11 protein-coding genes are annotated in these 15,986 nt (G+C 67.0%); 6 read left to right on the top strand and 5 right to left on the bottom strand.

Annotated elements, in window-relative coordinates:
* Positions 1–151 precede the first annotated feature (151 nt).
* The 3 genes from ACOGI8_RS08720 to ACOGI8_RS08710 all read left to right on the top strand — a co-directional run bounded on the left by ACOGI8_RS08720 (position 152) and on the right by ACOGI8_RS08710 (position 3,399).
* Positions 152–709 carry a VOC family protein gene (locus ACOGI8_RS08720; protein WP_419853411.1) on the top strand — a complete coding sequence of 186 codons (558 nt, stop codon included), beginning with the start codon at positions 152–154 and terminating at the stop codon, positions 707–709.
* Positions 710–740: 31 nt separating this feature from the next.
* A complete protein-coding gene (locus ACOGI8_RS08715; protein WP_419853410.1) occupies positions 741–1,904 on the top strand; it encodes an acyl-CoA dehydrogenase family protein in 1,164 nt (387 codons plus the stop codon).
* Between the two features lie 505 nt (positions 1,905–2,409).
* Positions 2,410–3,399 carry a hypothetical protein gene (locus tag ACOGI8_RS08710; protein WP_419853409.1) on the top strand — a complete coding sequence of 330 codons (990 nt, stop codon included), beginning with the start codon at positions 2,410–2,412 and terminating at the stop codon, positions 3,397–3,399.
* 17 nt (positions 3,400–3,416) lie between these two features.
* On the opposite strand, the gene ACOGI8_RS08705 is transcribed toward ACOGI8_RS08710, so the two are convergent.
* Genes ACOGI8_RS08705 through ACOGI8_RS08690 form a run of 4 tightly spaced genes read right to left on the bottom strand, consistent with a single transcriptional unit; the run spans position 3,417 to position 8,137 of the window.
* A complete protein-coding gene (locus ACOGI8_RS08705) occupies positions 3,417–5,024 on the bottom strand; it encodes a 2-oxo acid dehydrogenase subunit E2 (protein WP_419853408.1) in 1,608 nt (535 codons plus the stop codon).
* Between the two features lie 14 nt (positions 5,025–5,038).
* Entirely contained in the window at positions 5,039–6,094 is a 1,056-nt protein-coding gene (locus ACOGI8_RS08700) for an NAD(+)/NADH kinase (protein WP_419853407.1), read from the bottom strand.
* A 52-nt stretch (positions 6,095–6,146) separates the two neighbouring features.
* Positions 6,147–7,148 carry an alpha-ketoacid dehydrogenase subunit beta gene (locus ACOGI8_RS08695; protein ID WP_419853406.1) on the bottom strand — a complete coding sequence of 334 codons (1,002 nt, stop codon included), beginning with the start codon at positions 7,146–7,148 and terminating at the stop codon, positions 6,147–6,149.
* Positions 7,145–8,137 (bottom strand): thiamine pyrophosphate-dependent dehydrogenase E1 component subunit alpha, encoded by a 993-nt coding sequence (locus ACOGI8_RS08690; RefSeq protein ID WP_419853405.1) that lies wholly within the window; start codon positions 8,135–8,137, stop codon positions 7,145–7,147. The genes ACOGI8_RS08695 and ACOGI8_RS08690 overlap by 4 nt, the downstream gene beginning before the upstream one ends.
* A gap of 230 nt (positions 8,138–8,367) precedes the next feature.
* Between ACOGI8_RS08690 and ACOGI8_RS08685 the strand changes: the two genes are divergently transcribed.
* From ACOGI8_RS08685 to ACOGI8_RS08675, 3 genes are all read left to right on the top strand, one after another.
* The gene (locus ACOGI8_RS08685) at positions 8,368–10,143 is read left to right on the top strand and encodes an IlvD/Edd family dehydratase (RefSeq protein WP_419856386.1); all 1,776 of its coding nucleotides are present in this window, start codon (positions 8,368–8,370) and stop codon (positions 10,141–10,143) included.
* 33 nt (positions 10,144–10,176) lie between these two features.
* On the top strand, positions 10,177–11,130 hold the full coding sequence (locus tag ACOGI8_RS08680) for a calcium/sodium antiporter (protein ID WP_419853404.1): 954 nt from the start codon (positions 10,177–10,179) through the stop codon (positions 11,128–11,130).
* A gap of 83 nt (positions 11,131–11,213) precedes the next feature.
* Positions 11,214–14,510, top strand: a complete 3,297-nt coding sequence (locus ACOGI8_RS08675) for a cell wall-binding repeat-containing protein (RefSeq protein ID WP_419853403.1) — start codon at positions 11,214–11,216, stop codon at positions 14,508–14,510.
* A gap of 28 nt (positions 14,511–14,538) precedes the next feature.
* Here ACOGI8_RS08675 and ACOGI8_RS08670 read toward each other — a convergent pair whose 3' ends face one another.
* Entirely contained in the window at positions 14,539–15,954 is a 1,416-nt protein-coding gene (locus ACOGI8_RS08670; protein WP_419853402.1) for an MFS transporter, read from the bottom strand.
* Positions 15,955–15,986: the final 32 nt, after the last annotated feature.

Raw genomic sequence — 15,986 nt, 5'->3', positions numbered from 1 at the left:
ACAGCACCGTGACTCATGGCTCCCCCCAGCGCAGCCCATCGCCCCGGAGCACATCGGGGCACGCCCGGTACTGTGGAGGCTGGGAGGTCGTCTTCGACGCTGACGGCCGTACCGGAGAGGTTGTCCCGGAGGGGTTGCCCGAGGAGTTGTCATGGCGCTGCAAGCCAACGTTCCCCAAGTCCGCCTGCCGACCAAGATGGCTCATTGCGTGTTCCGCACCGACGACATCGGGGCGGTGCGCGACTGGTGGTGCACCGTGCTGGGTGCGCAGGTCGTCCACGAGAACGAGTTCATCTGCTTCATCTCCTACGACGATGAGCACCACCGCATGGCCTTCGTCAACCGGGGCCAGCCCGGCCGCTACGAGTCGCGCAACGGCACGCTGGAGCACATCGCCTACACCATGGGCACCTTCGGCGACCTCATGGACCACTACGAGCGGCTGCGGGCGGAGGGCATCCTGCCGGTGCGCACCATCAACCACGGGCCGACCACCTCCATGTACTACGCCGATCCCGACGGCAACGGTGTGGAGTTCCAGGTGGAGAACTTCGCCACGATGGCCGAGTGCATCGAGTTCATGAACGGGCCGGTTTTCGCGGAGAATCCCATCGGGGTGCTGTTCGATGCCGATGTGCTGCTCGAACGGTTCCGCCGCGGCGACCCGCTGGCCGAGCTGGTGCAGCAAGGCTCAGCTCCGGCTGCTTAACCCCCCCCCCCCCCCTTCCCGGAGGCATCCAGTGAGCAACACCGTCCACCGCAACGTCTACATGACCGACGAGCTGCAGGCGATTTACGACCAGACGGTCATCTTCATCGCCAATGAGGTCACACCAGTCGGCGATGCCTGGGAAGAAGACGGCCAGGTGCCCCGCGAGATCTACAAGCGCATGGGCGAATTGGGGATGTTCTCGTTGCGCGTGCCCGAGCGGTGGGGCGGGCTCGGACTCGGCCCTCTTGCCTCAGCGACGTTCGCTGAAGCGCTCGGCACCTCCACCTACGCAGGCTTTGAGGCGAACATCCTGGTGCACACCGACATGGCGTTGCCGCACCTGCTCAATGCAGGCACTGACGAGCAGCTCGAACGCTGGCTGCCGTCGATCCAGTCCGGGGACACCATGATGTGCATCGGCGTCACCGAGCCTGACGCGGGGTCCGATGTGGCGGGATTGCGCACGACCGCGGTGCCCGACGGCGACGGGTGGCGTCTCAACGGCACCAAGACGTTCATTACCGGTGCCGTGTACGGCGACGTCGTCGCACTGGCAGCGCGCACGAACCCCGATGACCGCTACGGGATCTCCATGTTCCTGGTTCCGACCAGCGCGGACGGGTTCGAGGTGGCCAACAAGCTCGACAAGCACGGCTGGCGCTGTTCGGACACTGCCGAGCTCGTGCTGCACGACGTGTGGCTGGGCAGCGATCACCTGCTCGGCGAGGTGCACCGGGGCTTCTACGCCGCCATGCAGAACTTCCAGAACGAGCGCATGGTGATCGTGGGGATGGGCATCGGCGCAGCGCAGGTCGCTATCGATCTGACCAACGCGTACACCCAGCAGCGCAAGGCCTTCGACAGCACGCTGTACGATCTCGGGGCCATCCGCCAGCGCATGGCGATGAATCAGGCCAAGGTGGACGCTGCGCGAGCTTCGATGTATCACGCTGCATGGCTCAAGGAGCAGGGCATCGACGCGACGAAAGAGATGTCTGGGGTCAAGGCGTTCGGTGCCGAGGTCGTGAATCAGGTGATGTACGACTGCATGCAGTTCCATGGCGGCATCGGCTACATGCGTGAGTCGACCATCGAGCGGATGTGCCGCGACGCCCGCCTCCTGCCAATCGGCGGCGGCGCCACTGAGGTCATGCTCGAAGAAGTCGCCAAGCGCAGCTACGTCGACATCTGAGCCGGCCCGGGCGCTGAGGCCCGAAGACGCTGGCCGCCGAAGATCAAGCAGACTCTGCCGGGCGTGTGGTAGCATCCCGCCATGAGTTCCACCCCTCGGGGTGCCACAGGGGTTCATCGCAGAGGCTATCGTCGGGGGGTCGATCGCGGCCCCGCAGCGTGCCGCATTCAGCAGCGCTGCCTTCGTCGAGGAGGGCGATGGCAGACCGTCCCCCGGGGGGGGGGGGGGTAGCGGAATTCTCTGCCGGCTGGTACGACAGCGGCACGGTCGTGATCAACCGCGGCCCTGAGGAGAGACGCGGCTGCAAGGCGCCATTCAACGACCCGTGCTTCAACCCGTCCGGGTGGCTCGCGATAGAGCGAGCGTGCCAATGACCCGAGGTGCTCACTCTCACGGAGGCATCGGAGCGCTGCGCGTTGCCGCTCGTGCGGTTCTGGTGACCGCCGTTGTCGCAGCAAGCGTGATCGCGTTCGGTGATCTCGCAGGCGCTGACGAGGGTGAACCGGTGAGGGCGGGCACGGACCCGGGCGTGGGCAGCCCGCCGACGCAGCACTCCACCACCGCGGCCGGCGATCAGTGCCAGACTGGCGCCCCGTATTCGCGGCCCCCGGTCCGTGATGGCCGAGCCGACCCCGAGCCGGGAGCGAACCGCGACGCCGACGAGGTCATGTGCGCCCGCGTCGATCTCACCGACGCCATGCAGTCGGCCTACGAGCGTCGCCGAGAGCTCGGCATCAACCCGCGCAACGGCAGGCCAATATTCAAGACAGTCTCGTACACGGTCTACGTCGTGCTGTCCGACGGCATCCGCATCCACACGGACACCATCGCAGCGGGCAGTGGGCGGACGCACTCGGGCGTGAGTTGGGTGTGGTCCGGCGACGACAGCCACTTCGAGTGGGTGGACGGCGGCAAGACGTACACATTCGAGATCGATGTCAAGTTCACGTGCAGCAACGGACCAGACGGGGGATCAGCGATGGACTGCCGCAGCCCGAACGGTGACAGCGGCACGCCGCACCTGCATCGAGAACGCGTGCAGGTGTCCGCTGGACAACCGGTCAAGCCGGAGTCGGCTCCCGCTGACCCGCCTGCTGCCGAACAGCAGCCCTACGTGCCGCCCCCGCCCGCCGACGCGGACCCCGATCCGGTGACCCCGCCCGGACCCGAGCCGTCGCCGAACCCGCCTGCTGACGACCCGACGCCGGACGCTGAGCCCGACGATCCGCGGCAGCCCGAAGAGCACCAGCCGCCGACCGTCCCCGAGTCGCCCCCGCAGACGCAGCAGGCGGACCCCCCGCCGGGTGAGACGCCGTTCGAGCGGCGCGTGCGCGAGTACCGAGAGGCCGAGCCCGAGCGGCAGGCCAGAGGCGGTACCTGGGAGAACTGCGTCGCCGGTGGTCATGACATCGGCGGTTGCAATGTTCACTTCGGCGACCCGTGCCACAACCCGTCCGGGTGGCTCGCGATAGAGCAAGCGTGTAATGACTGGTGAGCGGTAGTCAGTGCCGGCTAGCGGGACTCGAGCCCGTCTCGTACGGCACCCGCGAAGCGCGCAGCCGGCGCGCCGTCGAAGGCTCGGTGATCCCACGTCAGCGAGAGGGTCAGGACGGGCCGAGGCTGAGGCCCGGCGTCTGCCCACACGGTTTCGTCGCGGATGCGGCCCACACCCAGGATCGCCGTGTTGGGCGGGTTGATGATCGGCGTGAAGGCGTCCACTCCGAACATGCCCAACGCCGTCACGGCGAATGTGGCGCCCTGGTAGTCGTCGTAGCCCAGTGTGCCGTCGCGGGCCCCAGCAGCCAGGCGCGTGGTCTCCGCAGCGATCTCATCGAGACTGAGGCGGTCGGCGTGGCGGACAACCGGAACGAGCAACCCGTCCTCGAGCGCGACCGCAAGCCCGACGTGAATGTCACCCAAGAGCGCAACCGCATCGTCGGTGACCTGCGAATTCACCCGCGGGTGCTCGCCGAGCGCAGCTGCCGCCGCAGCGATCACAAAATCGGTGTACCCCGGCACGACCGTCTCGGTGGTGTCTGAGTCCGTATCGCGGCCGCCAGCGTCGTCGTTGCGAGCAGCCTCGACGAGCGCTGCCCGTTCCGCCACAACTGCGCTCATGTCGACATCCATCGTGAGGGTGAGCTGGGCCATCCAGCGGAGGGACGCACTCATGCGCTCGGCGATCACGCCCCGTATCCCCCGCAGGGGAATCTGCTCGGTCGGGGTTTGCAACAGGGGCGGCGCTGCCGTGTGAGACCTCGCCGATGCGTCTGCAGCAGCAGCCGTCGCAGCGGCAGCGGCTTGAGCCGGTAGTGCTCTGGCGGGCGAAGCTGGACCTTCGTCCGCAGACCGCGAGCTGAGGTCAGCCAGCAACGTACGGACATACGCAGCCACATCGGCACGCGAGATGCGCCCATCCCCCGCGCTGGCAGGTACGCGGCGGAGATCGACGCCGAGCAGGTCGGCAAGTTGGCGCGCCGCAAGCGTCGCCGGGCGCGAGACAGACCCTGCCGGTGCGCTGCCGGCCGACGCCGGATCGATCCCTGGCCCATCCGCAGCAGTCGGCGCGCCTGGCGTCGCCTCAGATGAGGCCGCAGTGGCCGGGCGGCCGGTCGCAGCCGACTCAGAACCAGGCGCTTCGTTTGCCGCTCGCACATCGCGCTCGGTGACGCGGCCCTTGGGCCCGGTCCCGGCCACCACCGCCAGCTCAACGCCCAACTCGCGCGCCAGACGCTTGGCCGCTGGCGACGCCAGGATCCGCTCGCCGGGTGCGCGCACCGGCACGGCAGCGAGAGGTTGCGGGGAGGCCTGAGATGCCGGGACGGCCGCCGCCTGCACCTGCGCCGCTACCGGCGCTGCGTCGGCCGGCGCCGGAGGTTCCTCGCCGGCTTCCAGAAACCAGCCGATCCGCACCCCGCAGGGGTATTCCACGCCGGTCTCGCCGGTCTGAGCAAGCACACCACTGCCCGAGGCCTCGATCTCGGTCTCGACCTTGTCGGTCTCCACCAGCAGCACTGCCTGCCCTGCGGTGACCTCGGCGCCGTCAGGCACGAGCCAGCGCAGGATCGTCCCCGACTCCATCGTCAGGCCCAGCTTCGGCATTGCAAACTCGATGGCCATCGGCGTCCCTTTGCTCAGCGGCCCGCAACCGCAGGGCCGAAGGGGTAGCGCTGTCGCTGTGCTGCCGCAACCGCAGCACCCACGTCGATCACGTACGGACCATCCGGATTGACGGTGACATCCGCCCCCTCGCCCCGGCCCAGCACGATCTCGCGTTCCCCGTCCAGCGTCAACACGCCCGGACCCGACAGCGTGACCGGCCGGCCGAAGTGCAACTGCTCACAGTGCTCGATGTCGATGTCGGCATAGCTGCCGGGCATCACAGCCGCTCGGATGTGTCTGTCGCTCGGTACGTACCGTGCATTCGAGGACGCACACCCCAAGCGGACATGCACCCCACCGGCTTCGTTCCTGCCGACCGGTGCGACGGCCGCAGCGATGGCCGAGAGTCCGACCGAGTCCGGCTCGGCGATGGCAGCCACGATCTCGCTGACCGATGCCAGATCCCAAATGGCGCGTGCGCCCACGAACGCACCACGCACCAGGCACACGTCGACCAGCGCGACCTCGGCGCTGCGGCTCCCCTCCACCGTGACGTCGATGATCTTCGCCTGGGTGGTCACCTCGGCCGTATCGGCATGGCCGCTCGCCACGGCGCCTGCGGCGAAGCCAGCGACGGTGGCCTCCAGTTGGAACGGGAAGACGTTGTTGGTGCCGACTGCCAGCGGCACCAGTGGGGCTGCTCGCCAGCCCGTTGCGACATCACGCTGGGTGCCGTCGCCACCGAGCGCAACGATTGCCCCAGCACCCATGTCACGAAACTGCGCGGCAGCCAGCCGGGAGTCACGCCCGGTATGCCAGCCATGCGGCTCGGCGACTTCCACCGATCCCGCCAGTTCCAATCCCGCCAGCGCACGTTCCCCCAGCCGTGCCCGGTCGCCGCTGATCAGCACCCGTTCGGCACCGCCCTCGATCGCACCCACGACGGCACGCCGTATCGCGCCGATCTTGACGGCGTCTGAAATCGGGGTTGCCCCCGAGGTCAGCCGCCGGACATCCTTGCCCGCCATTGGGTTCGCGACGATGCCCACCGCCGGCAGGTCGACGTCCGGCCGGTCCGCGGCGTTCATGCTGCGGCAGGCGGCATGAAGCAGGCCGCCTGATCGCGCCCTGCCCAGTGCGTCACGCCGCCGCGAGTGCCCGGATCCGCTCGCCGATCATCTCGGCGTTGGGAACCCATTCCTTCTCGAGCACGGGGCTGAACGGCACCGGGCTGAATGGTGCGCCGACGCGCTCGATCGGGGCATCCAGGTAGTCGAAGGCTTCCTCGGCGATCTGGGAGGCGATCTCGCCGCCGAGGCCGCCGAAACGCACGGCTTCGTGCACCACGGCAACCCGGCTGGTCCGCTGCGCCGACTGGACCACGGTGTCCATGTCCAGCGGCTGGAGGGTGCGCAGATCGATGACGTCGCACTCGATGCCTTCCGCGGCCAGCGCATCTGCCGCCGACGTCGCCTCGTGCACCATGCGGCCGTAGGTCACCACGGTGACGTCGTCGCCCGGTCGTACAACTTGCGCCGTGCCCAAGGGAATCTCATACAGGTCCTCGGGAACCTCGCCCTTCAGTCCCAGCAGGCGCTTGTGCTTCACGAATACCGTCGGGTTGTCGTCGCGAATGCACGAGATGAGCAGGCCCTTCGCGTCGTAGGGGTTCGACGGCATGACCACTTTGAGCCCCGGGATGTGGCACAGCATCGCCTCGAGGCTCTGGCTGTGCTGGGCCGCCGCTGACAGCCCGGCCCCGGCGCTTGTGGTGATCGTCATCGGCAGCGTGGCCTTGCCGCCGAACATGTACTTCAGCTTTGCCGCCTGGTTCACGATCTGGTCCATGGCCACGAGCATGAAGTCCATGAACATCACGTCGACGACCGGGCGCAGGCCGCTCACGGCCGCACCGGTGCCCAGACCCACGATGGCCTGCTCGCTGATCGGCGTGTCCACCACCCGCATGTCGCCGAAGCGCTCGTTCAGCCCGCGGAACGAGCCGAACACTCCCCCGGCCCGGCCGACATCCTCGCCTGCCACGAAGACGTCCGGATCGGCGTCCATCATCTGCGCCAGCCCCTCGGTGAAGGCTGCTCCGTAGGCGATGCGGCGCTCCTCGGTGTCGGGAGGCGGTGTCATGCTGTAGCTCCTGAGTACGCGGCCGGTGTGTAGACGTCGACCAGCAGGCTGTCGGGATCGGGCAGCGGACTCTCCTCGGCAAACGCGATCGCCGCTTCGATGTCTGCCTCCGCTGCGTCGTGCACGGCTTGAGCGCCGTCGGCGTCGAGCACACCGGCAGTTGCGAGCCGATCCTCGAACAGCTCGATCGGGTCTCGCTGCTTCCACTGTTCGAGCTCGTCATCGGAGCGGTACTTCATGCCGAGGGTCTGCACGCCATGGTGGTTGTAGAAGCGGTAGGTCTTGGCCTCGATGAACGAGGGTCCTTCGCCCCGGCGGGCCCGGCTGACGGCCTCGTGGGCGGCTTCCCATACCGCCACCACGTCCATGCCGTCCACGATCGCCCCTGGCATGCCGTAGCCGGCTGCGCGGTCCACCACATCGGTGATGGCCATCGTGCGGTCACGAGGCGTGAACTCTCCGTACTCGTTGTTCTCGCACACGAACAGCACCGGCAGCGACAGCGCAGCCGCCATGTTCGCAGCTTCATGGAAGGCGCCGATGTTCGAGGCGCCGTCGCCGAAGAACACCACCGAGACCCGGTCGCTGCCCCGGTACTTGTTGGCGAACCCGGCGCCTACGGCGATCGGCACGCCGCCGCCCACGATGCCGTTCGCACCGAGCATTCCCAGGTCGAGGTCGCAGATGTGCATGGAGCCGCCCTTGCCCCCGCAGTAGCCGGTGGCCTTGCCCATCAGCTCGGCCATCATCCCGCCGTAGTCGCCTCCCTTGGCCACTAGGTGCCCGTGACCCCGGTGAGTCGAGCTGATCTGGTCGTCATCGTCGAGGTTGGCGCACACCCCGGCGGCTACGGCCTCCTCCCCCACGTATAGGTGCAGGAACCCCGGCAGCCGGTTCTGCTCCGCGAGCCGGCCAGCGGCTTCCTCGAAGTGGCGGATCCGCACCATGCGCCGGTGCAGATCCAGCAATACCTCTGGACTCGGATCCATGCGAACCCCCTCGTGGCACGGCTCCAGCGCGCCTCACACTAGTTCTGGGCCTGTGCGCCGATCACGGCTGCGTTCGACCCGTCCGTCGCCATCACCGGGTTGGCGACTCCGTTGCCGTCACGAGCGACGCGTAGTGTGGCCCGGTGGCTCCCGAACCAGACGCACCTTCGACCTCTGAACCCCGTTCGATTCATCCCAGCGGCCCCGATCCCGGCGTCGGGCGCGGCGGCCTGCGTTCAGCAGCCTGGTTCGACATCGAGGGCGATCCGCTCATGTCGGCGCTGTACCTCGAACGCTACGCCAACTACGGCTTGACACGCGAAGAGCTCCAATCGGGCAAGCCGATCATCGGCATCGCCCAGACCGGGTCGGATCTGTCGCCGTGCAACCGCCACCACCTCGAACTGGCGAAGCGGGTGCGTGAAGGCATCCGCGAGGCAGGAGGCATCGCGTTCGAGTTCGGCGTGCATCCCATCCAGGAGACCGGCAAGCGGCCGACAGCATCGCTCGACCGCAACCTGGCCTACCTGGGCCTCGTCGAGGTGCTGCAGGGCTACCCGCTTGACGGCGTAGTGCTCACGATCGGCTGCGACAAGACCACGCCCGCGTGCCTGATGGCAGCCGCAACGGTGAACCTGCCGGCCATCGCACTGTCGGTCGGGCCGATGCTGAACGGCTGGCACGAGGGGCAACGCACCGGTTCGGGCACGGTCGTGTGGAAGGCGCGCGAGCTCTACGCCGCCGGTGAGATCGACGACACCGGGTTCATCGATCTGGTTGCGTCGTCGGCCCCGTCGGTCGGCTACTGCTCCACGATGGGCACCGCCACCACCATGAACTCGCTAGCTGAGACGCTGGGCATGCAGCTGCCCGGCTCCGCCGCAATCCCTGCCCCGTACCGCGAGCGGGCGCAGATGGCATACCGGACGGGCCTGCGCATCGTCGAGATGGTGCGGGAGGACATTCGGCCGTCGGACATCATGACCCGCGAGGCGTTCGAGAACGCCATCGTGGTGAACTCTGCGATCGGCGGGTCCACCAACGCCCCGATCCACCTCAACGCGATAGCCGCGCACCTCGGCGTGCCCCTCGACAACGACGACTGGCAGAAGCACGGCTACGCAGTGCCGTTGCTGGTGAACCTCATGCCCGCCGGGGAGTATCTCGGTGAGGACTACCACCACGCCGGCGGTGTGCCCGCGGTGGTCGGCGAGCTGATGCGGGCCGGCCTGCTGCCGCACCCCGAGGCGCTGACTGCCAACGGTCGCAGCATCGGCGAAAACTGCGCGGACGCCGAGATCATGGACACCGATGTGATCCGCGCTGCGGGTGAGCCGCTTCTCGCCGACGCAGGCTTCATCAACCTGTCGGGCAATCTCTTCGACAGCGCCATCATGAAGACCAGCGTCATCTCCGACGAGTTCCGCCAGCGCTACCTGTCGAACCCCGACGATCCCGACGCCTTCGAGGGCCGTGCCATCGTCTTCGACGGGCCGGAGGACTATCGGGCCAACATCGACAACCCCGAACTCCGCATCGACGAGCACTGCATGCTGTTCGTGCGCGGGACCGGCCCGGTGGGCTACCCCGGCGGCGCCGAGGTGGTCAACATGCAGCCGCCGGCAGCGCTGCTGGTGCGCGGCGTCCACTCGCTGCCCTGCATCGGGGATGGCCGCCAGTCCGGCACGTCGGGCTCGCCGTCCATCCTGAACGCCGCGCCCGAAGCAGCTGTCGGCGGTGGCTTGGCGCTGCTGCGCACCGGCGACCGCGTCCGGATCGACCTGCGGCGCGGCAGCGCCGACATGCTGGTCGACAACGACGAGCTGGCCCGGCGCCGCGCCAAGCTGGACGAGGCCGGCGGCTACCCGGTGCCGCCGTCGCACACCCCGTGGCAGGAGATCCAGCGCGGGATCGTCACACAGTTCGACGAGGGCATGGTGCTGCGTCCGGCGGTCAAGTACCGCGACACCTCTCGCACCCACGGCACACCGCGTCACAACCACTAGACACACACCGGCGGCAATGAGGGCAACACGGCGATGATCTGGGCATTGCTGGCCCTGCTGGCGGGACTGGTCCTGCTGGTGGTTGCAGGAGATCATTTCGTCGCGGGTGCGTCGCGCCTGGCGACGGCGCTGCGCATGCGACCGGCCGTAATCGGCGCAGTGGTCCTGGGTTTCGGCACCTCGGCTCCCGAGATGGTCGTGTCCGCGCTGGCCTCGATCAACGACAACCCCGCGCTGGGCGTGGGCAACATCGTGGGCTCGAACGTGGCCAACCTGAGTCTCGGCCTCGGCGTGGCGGCGCTGCTGATGCCGATCCCGTTCTCCCGCACCGCGCTGCGCAGGGACGTCCCGTGGTCGGTGGCGACGGCAGCCATCTTCGCCGTACTCGTGATGGACGACTACCTCAGCCGGCTCGAAGGCGGGCTGCTGGCCGTGCTGATGGTGATCACGCTGGCCTGGCTGATCCGCACATCGCGTGATGACGCGCGGCTGCCCGACGCAGGCGGCGCACCCGGCACGACGGCACGCGATGCCGGGACTGCGTGGCGCAATCTGGCGCGGGCAGTCCTGGGCCTCTGTGGCGTGATCGTCGGCGCCCAGCTCGCCGTGGAAGGCGCCATCGCCCTTGCCCAGCACTGGAACCTGAGCGGCGGATTCATCGGCTTCTCGATCGTGGCGCTCGGCACCTCCCTGCCCGAGCTGGCGACCGTCGTCGCAGCAGCCCGCAAGGGCCATACCGAGCTGATCGTGGGCAACCTGTTCGGCTCCAACGTCTTCAACAGCCTCGCCGTGGGCGGGGCCATGGGTCTCGTGGGCGCTGGCGCCATCAACGATCCGTCGCTGACCGGATTCGGCATCGGGGCGATGATGGCCGTGGTGGTGCTGGCCTACCTAGGCGCCTTGGTGGGCAAGCGCGCCGGGCGCATCGACGGCGTCGTGCTGCTGGGCATCTACATCGCCACCATGATCCTGCTCGGCACCGGCTAGCAGACTGCAGCCCGACGACCGTCTGCGTCGTCGGCGAGGCCGGCTACGCGGCCTTCATCGGGAGGAGCGGCAATAATCGGCCGATGCGACCCCACAAGCATCCAAGACAATGGCGTTCGCTGGTCATCGGCGTGCTGTCGTTGGCGCTGGCAACGGGAATCGCTGTGCCGGTCACGACAACACACGCCATGGCGCAGAATCACGACTCGGGCACCTCCGTCACGCGCTATGGGGATGCTGACAGGTATGCGACCGCGCTCCGGGTCGCAGAGCAGGTTGTCGCCGACGCCGGCGGCACCGCTGAATGGGCGGTGATGGTGTCGGGCACGAGTTGGCCAGACGCGGTCCTCGCCTCGTCGCTGGCGGGGGCGCTTGGAGCCCCGCTCGTGCTCACACGCCCCGGGGAACTGCTCGTCGAAGTGCAGCGCTTCCTCAAAGCAACGAAGGTCACCCGGGTGATCATCGTGGGTGCCGACGTCGCTCCTGGCGTCAGCGCGGGCGTCGTCTCCAAGCTGAAAGCGCTCGGCTACCGAACCGAACGGGTCGCCGGAGCCAACCGCTACTCGACGGGCGTAAGCGCAGCCGAGCGGCTGGGCAGCATCTTGCAGGCGGGCAATAGCTCTTCGCCGCGGGTGGGCGAGATGCCAGGTCTCGGCCGCACGGCCATCGTGGCAAGCGGCGAGGTGTTCGTCGATGCGCTGGTCTCGGGGCCAGTCGCAGCGCGCGGTCGGCATCCGGTACTGCTCACTCCACCGGACCAGCTCCACCCTGAGGTCGCGGCATACCTCAGCGCCGCAGACGTCGAGCACGTTGTGCTGATGGGCGGAACCGCCGCGCTCGGTGCATCCGTGGAAACGGGTCTGCGCAGCCTCGGGTTGTCGGTGACGCGACTCGCCGGGACGACACGATTCGAAACCGCGGTTGCCATGGCTGACCTCGTGGCAGGCCGCTACGCCAGCCAGGCCGGCAAACCGTGCTTCGACCGCGGCCAGATCGGACTCGCGCGAGCCCGCGTGCCATTCGACTCGTTCAGCGCCGCACCTCTGCTGGCACGTCGTTGCGCCTCGTTGCTGCTGACATACCCAACGTCGACGAACTCTGCGACCAGAGGGCATCTGGATGCGGCGCGCGGCAGCCTCGCAGCCACAGGCGGCGACCAACTCCAACTTCTTGTCTTCGGCGGCACGGCAGCCGTGACACCTGGTGTCGTCAGCGCGTACATCACCGCAGAAGCGCCAGCCACGAAATCCTCAACCCGTGACCAATGCGGCCCTGGTGACGGATCAAGGATCGACTTGGCGGTCACTGACCTCATCGAGAACGTCGTATGGAACCGGGACTGCAGCGCGATGGCCTGGACCAACATCGACCGGGAGCTGTGGATCGCAAAGGGTGACGGATCGAGGGCGAAGCGTCTGCTGCACGACTTCGGCAAGCTGAGGGCGCCGGTGTGGTCGCCTGACGGCAGCAAGATCGCTATCGCCTCCCTGCGCGGCGTCGGACCGACCGCCGACGAACAGATTCACGTTCTCAACGCTGATGGCAGCGGCGTAACGCAGATCACGCATGGGTCCTCATCCCACACCTCTCCCTCATGGTCACCCAACGGCAACCGCCTTCTGTTCCTGCGGGAAGCACCGACAACAGGTGCAGCCGCTGCAGCCACATCGCCGGAATACACGTTGGTCATCGCAGATGCAGACGGAAGGAACAAGCGGCAACTGCCTCGGCTCGTTCATGATGCGTCAGAGCCGGTCTGGTCTCCCGACGGCCGGAAGATCGCCTATTTCTCCCGGCCGCTCATCAACAACATGTACGAGATATGGGTGATGAACGCGGACGGAACCGGTTCGCGCTTCATGACCTTCGCTGACCGCAAACGCGGAGTGTCATGGTCACCCGACAGCACACGCATCGCGGCATACCGTCGCCCTGATCCAGGCAGGAACCGGGACGCTGAGATTGTCATCGCCGACCTGCTGGGACGCAGCGAACACACACTCCCGATAGACGAGAGCCTCCTCGCGGAGTACTCCCTTCCGAGCCGGGCGCCGCAGTGGTCACCCGACAGCCGTCGACTGTTCTTCCACACAGCCGCATCGAACCCGTACCGCTATCGACGCCCGGCCGAGAACTGGATGCAGCTCGACGAAGCGCCGCAGCGAGCAACGCGGTTCGTCTCGACATGCAAGCCCAAGTCACAAACGGGTAAGCACACAGCAGGGTTCCCGTTGCCGCAGTGGGCTCGATCTTCAACCGGCACACTGCGAGTCGCCGTGCTCTTCGTCGACTTCCCCGACGCGCGCGCTCCTTACAGCACACAGGCCGAACTCGACTCGTCCCAGTACTACTTCGAGCACTACCTTGAACATTCCAGCGGTGGACGACTCGATGTCGAGATCGTGCCGCATCACGTCTGGCTCCGGGCCGAACATGAAGTGTCTCACTTCAAGAACGAGAGCTTCTATCGGGGCTTGCTGGACCAGAGAATCAGCGAACACGCCGTCCAGCTAGCCGATGCAGCCTTCGATTTCTCAGAAATCGACATTGTCATGACCGTGATGCCGAGCGAACTGTTCGGCGACGGCGGCAACGAAGGTCCCCAGGTCACGGCGGATGGCAACACGATGCGCTCGATGCGAATCAACCACCGCCGTGAGGGCGGCGCCATATCGCCGGGTCAAGCGCTGTACCCGTCGGTAAACCCGTGGGGCTACATCGCAGCCCATGAGACGATCCACAGCTTCGGCTTGGCGGACTTGTACTGGGAGCACACGATCGGATTCCGACTGTGGCCCATCGGACATCCTCTCGCGCCTCCCGAACTGCCCGAAGGCGAATGGTGGGCGCTGACCGAGTTCGGCATGATGCAACTCAATGGCTACAACCGAGTGCCGTTCGGAGGGCCGAGCAGGGACCGTCGCCGTGAGATGCTGGCGTGGTCCAAGTGGCAGCTCGGCTGGCTCGACCCCGACCAGATCGAGTGCATCACGGACGATACCGCCACAGTGCGACTGCGGCCGGCGGCTGAGCCGGGGCGCGGTACGGCGATGGCCGCAGTTCAAACATCTGCGAACTCAGTGATCGTCGTCGAAAGCCGGCGTCTCGTGGGCTACGACACGCCCTCGGAGTTCCGACGCGAGCAGGTCGCCGCCGGCCATGATCATCCGCAGCTCCTCGCAGAAGGTGTGCTCGTGTACACCGTCAACTCGTTGCTCAATGAGCACCCGGCCTCTCTCGCAGAGGACAACGGGCGCGGCTATCTCAGCAGGTTCCCGCTGCTGGATGTCGGCGATTCGGTGGACGTTGCCGGCTACACCATCTCCGTCACAGCCGACAACGGTGACGAGCACGTCGTGTCGATCCGCAACAACGGCTGAGGGGGCACTCCGGCTAGAGCAGACATGCTTACGGCGTCATCGAAGAGGTGCCCCGCTGCCAGATCCACAGCAGCACGATGCCGATGAGCGACATGGTCGCCGATGCGTAGAAAGCACCGACGGTGGCTCCGACGATCCACGCGGTGACACCCAAGATCGGCCCGCCGATTCCGGCCGAGAGCTCGAAGAACATTGTGAACGTGCTGACAGCTTGAGCGCGTTCGTTGGGTGGCACGCCGTCCACGGCGGCCACCATGAGCGCCGGATAGAGCAGTGATCCACCCAGAGCCAAGATGACGGTGCCGATATAGAAACCCACTTGCGACACGAACGTGCCCATCACTGCCATGCCCACCATTGCGCCGACGAGTGCCAACGTCGCTGTGCGCTTGGTGCCGAGCTGGTCGGGCAGCTTCCTTCCGATGACCCGCAGGACGAGTACCAAGATGCCGTAGATGAAGAAGATCGATCCGATGAAGTCGGAACCCCAACCCTGCTGCTCGGCAATCTTGGGCAGGAAGCCCCACAACGCAGGGAAGATGATGATGCCCATGGCGAGGACGATCCCGGGCCACAAGGCCGGCTTGTAGAAGATGCGTCCGGCGTGCCGCGAGGGCGGCGGCGCGCTCGATTTCTCTGGTCCCGGCCGCGGGGAGCTGCTGTCTTGTTGAGCGACCAATTCGAACACCACCGGGCGAGCCGCTGCAGCAAGACGTGCCTGAAGCGCAAGCGCCTCTGCTGTGCCGTTCACAGGTTGTTCGGCTTTGGCTTGTTCCGCATCTCTCAGGTTGCGATGCGATGCTTCAGCAGGTGAGTCGTTGGGCAACAGACGGGCCACCAACGCTCCGATCAGCATCAATCCTCCGGCGACGAGGAACGCCGTGTCGAATCCACCGAGCGGCGACCACGTTTCTGCCCAGTCATTGATGGCGACTCCGAACCACGGGCCCAAAGACATGCCGAGGTAAATCGATACCGAGAACCAGCTCAGCGCCTCTCCCCGACGATGCTCAGGGGCCAAGTCGCTGACCAGAGCTGCGCTGCCGACAAAAAAGGCGCCTTGGAATCCTCCCGTCAGCAATCGCATGACCAGCAGAACGGCGTACGTATCGGCCCATACATGAGCAGCGAAGGTGAACGCGGTCGCAAGACTTCCCACCACGATCAAGTACCTGCGGCCGCGGGAATCGCCCAGTCGGCCGATCGTCGGCCGCGCAGCGATCGCAGTCACGGCGAAGACGCCGATGACGAAGCCGATGGCCACATCCCCGCCACCGAGCTGAACCGAGACCAGCAGCGTCGTCACCGGCAGCATCGCGGAAAACGACACCGCCGAGAAGAGCGCGCTGACGTTGAGGATCAGGAACGGGGAGCTGAACAGGCGCGAGGGTCCGCCAAGAGGCGCAGCGGCGCCTGGTGCCGCCGTAAACGTCGTCTGCGACATGGGGCCCTGGCCTCGTTGACGCCGAGCCCGAA

The sequence above is a fragment of the Candidatus Poriferisodalis sp. genome (assembly GCF_965204195.1).
Lineage (GTDB): Bacteria > Actinomycetota > Acidimicrobiia > Acidimicrobiales > Poriferisodalaceae > Poriferisodalis.
The sequence above is the reverse complement of the archived record's forward strand: the minus strand, read 5'-3'. Positions and strand labels throughout refer to the sequence as shown.

What these genes read in the sequence shown, in the direction of transcription:
- ACOGI8_RS08720 (WP_419853411.1), top strand. Translation starts at nt 152, where the DNA reads ATGGCGCTGCAAGCCAACGTTCCCCAAGTCCGCCTGCCGACCAAGATG.
- ACOGI8_RS08705 (WP_419853408.1), bottom strand. Translation starts at nt 5,024, where the DNA reads ATGGCCATCGAGTTTGCAATGCCGAAGCTGGGCCTGACGATGGAGTCG.
- ACOGI8_RS08700 (WP_419853407.1), bottom strand. Translation starts at nt 6,094, where the DNA reads ATGAACGCCGCGGACCGGCCGGACGTCGACCTGCCGGCGGTGGGCATC.
- ACOGI8_RS08695 (WP_419853406.1), bottom strand. Translation starts at nt 7,148, where the DNA reads ATGACACCGCCTCCCGACACCGAGGAGCGCCGCATCGCCTACGGAGCA.
- ACOGI8_RS08690 (WP_419853405.1), bottom strand. Translation starts at nt 8,137, where the DNA reads ATGGATCCGAGTCCAGAGGTATTGCTGGATCTGCACCGGCGCATGGTG.
- ACOGI8_RS08680 (WP_419853404.1), top strand. Translation starts at nt 10,177, where the DNA reads ATGATCTGGGCATTGCTGGCCCTGCTGGCGGGACTGGTCCTGCTGGTG.
- ACOGI8_RS08675 (WP_419853403.1), top strand. Translation starts at nt 11,214, where the DNA reads ATGCGACCCCACAAGCATCCAAGACAATGGCGTTCGCTGGTCATCGGC.
- ACOGI8_RS08670 (WP_419853402.1), bottom strand. Translation starts at nt 15,954, where the DNA reads ATGTCGCAGACGACGTTTACGGCGGCACCAGGCGCCGCTGCGCCTCTT.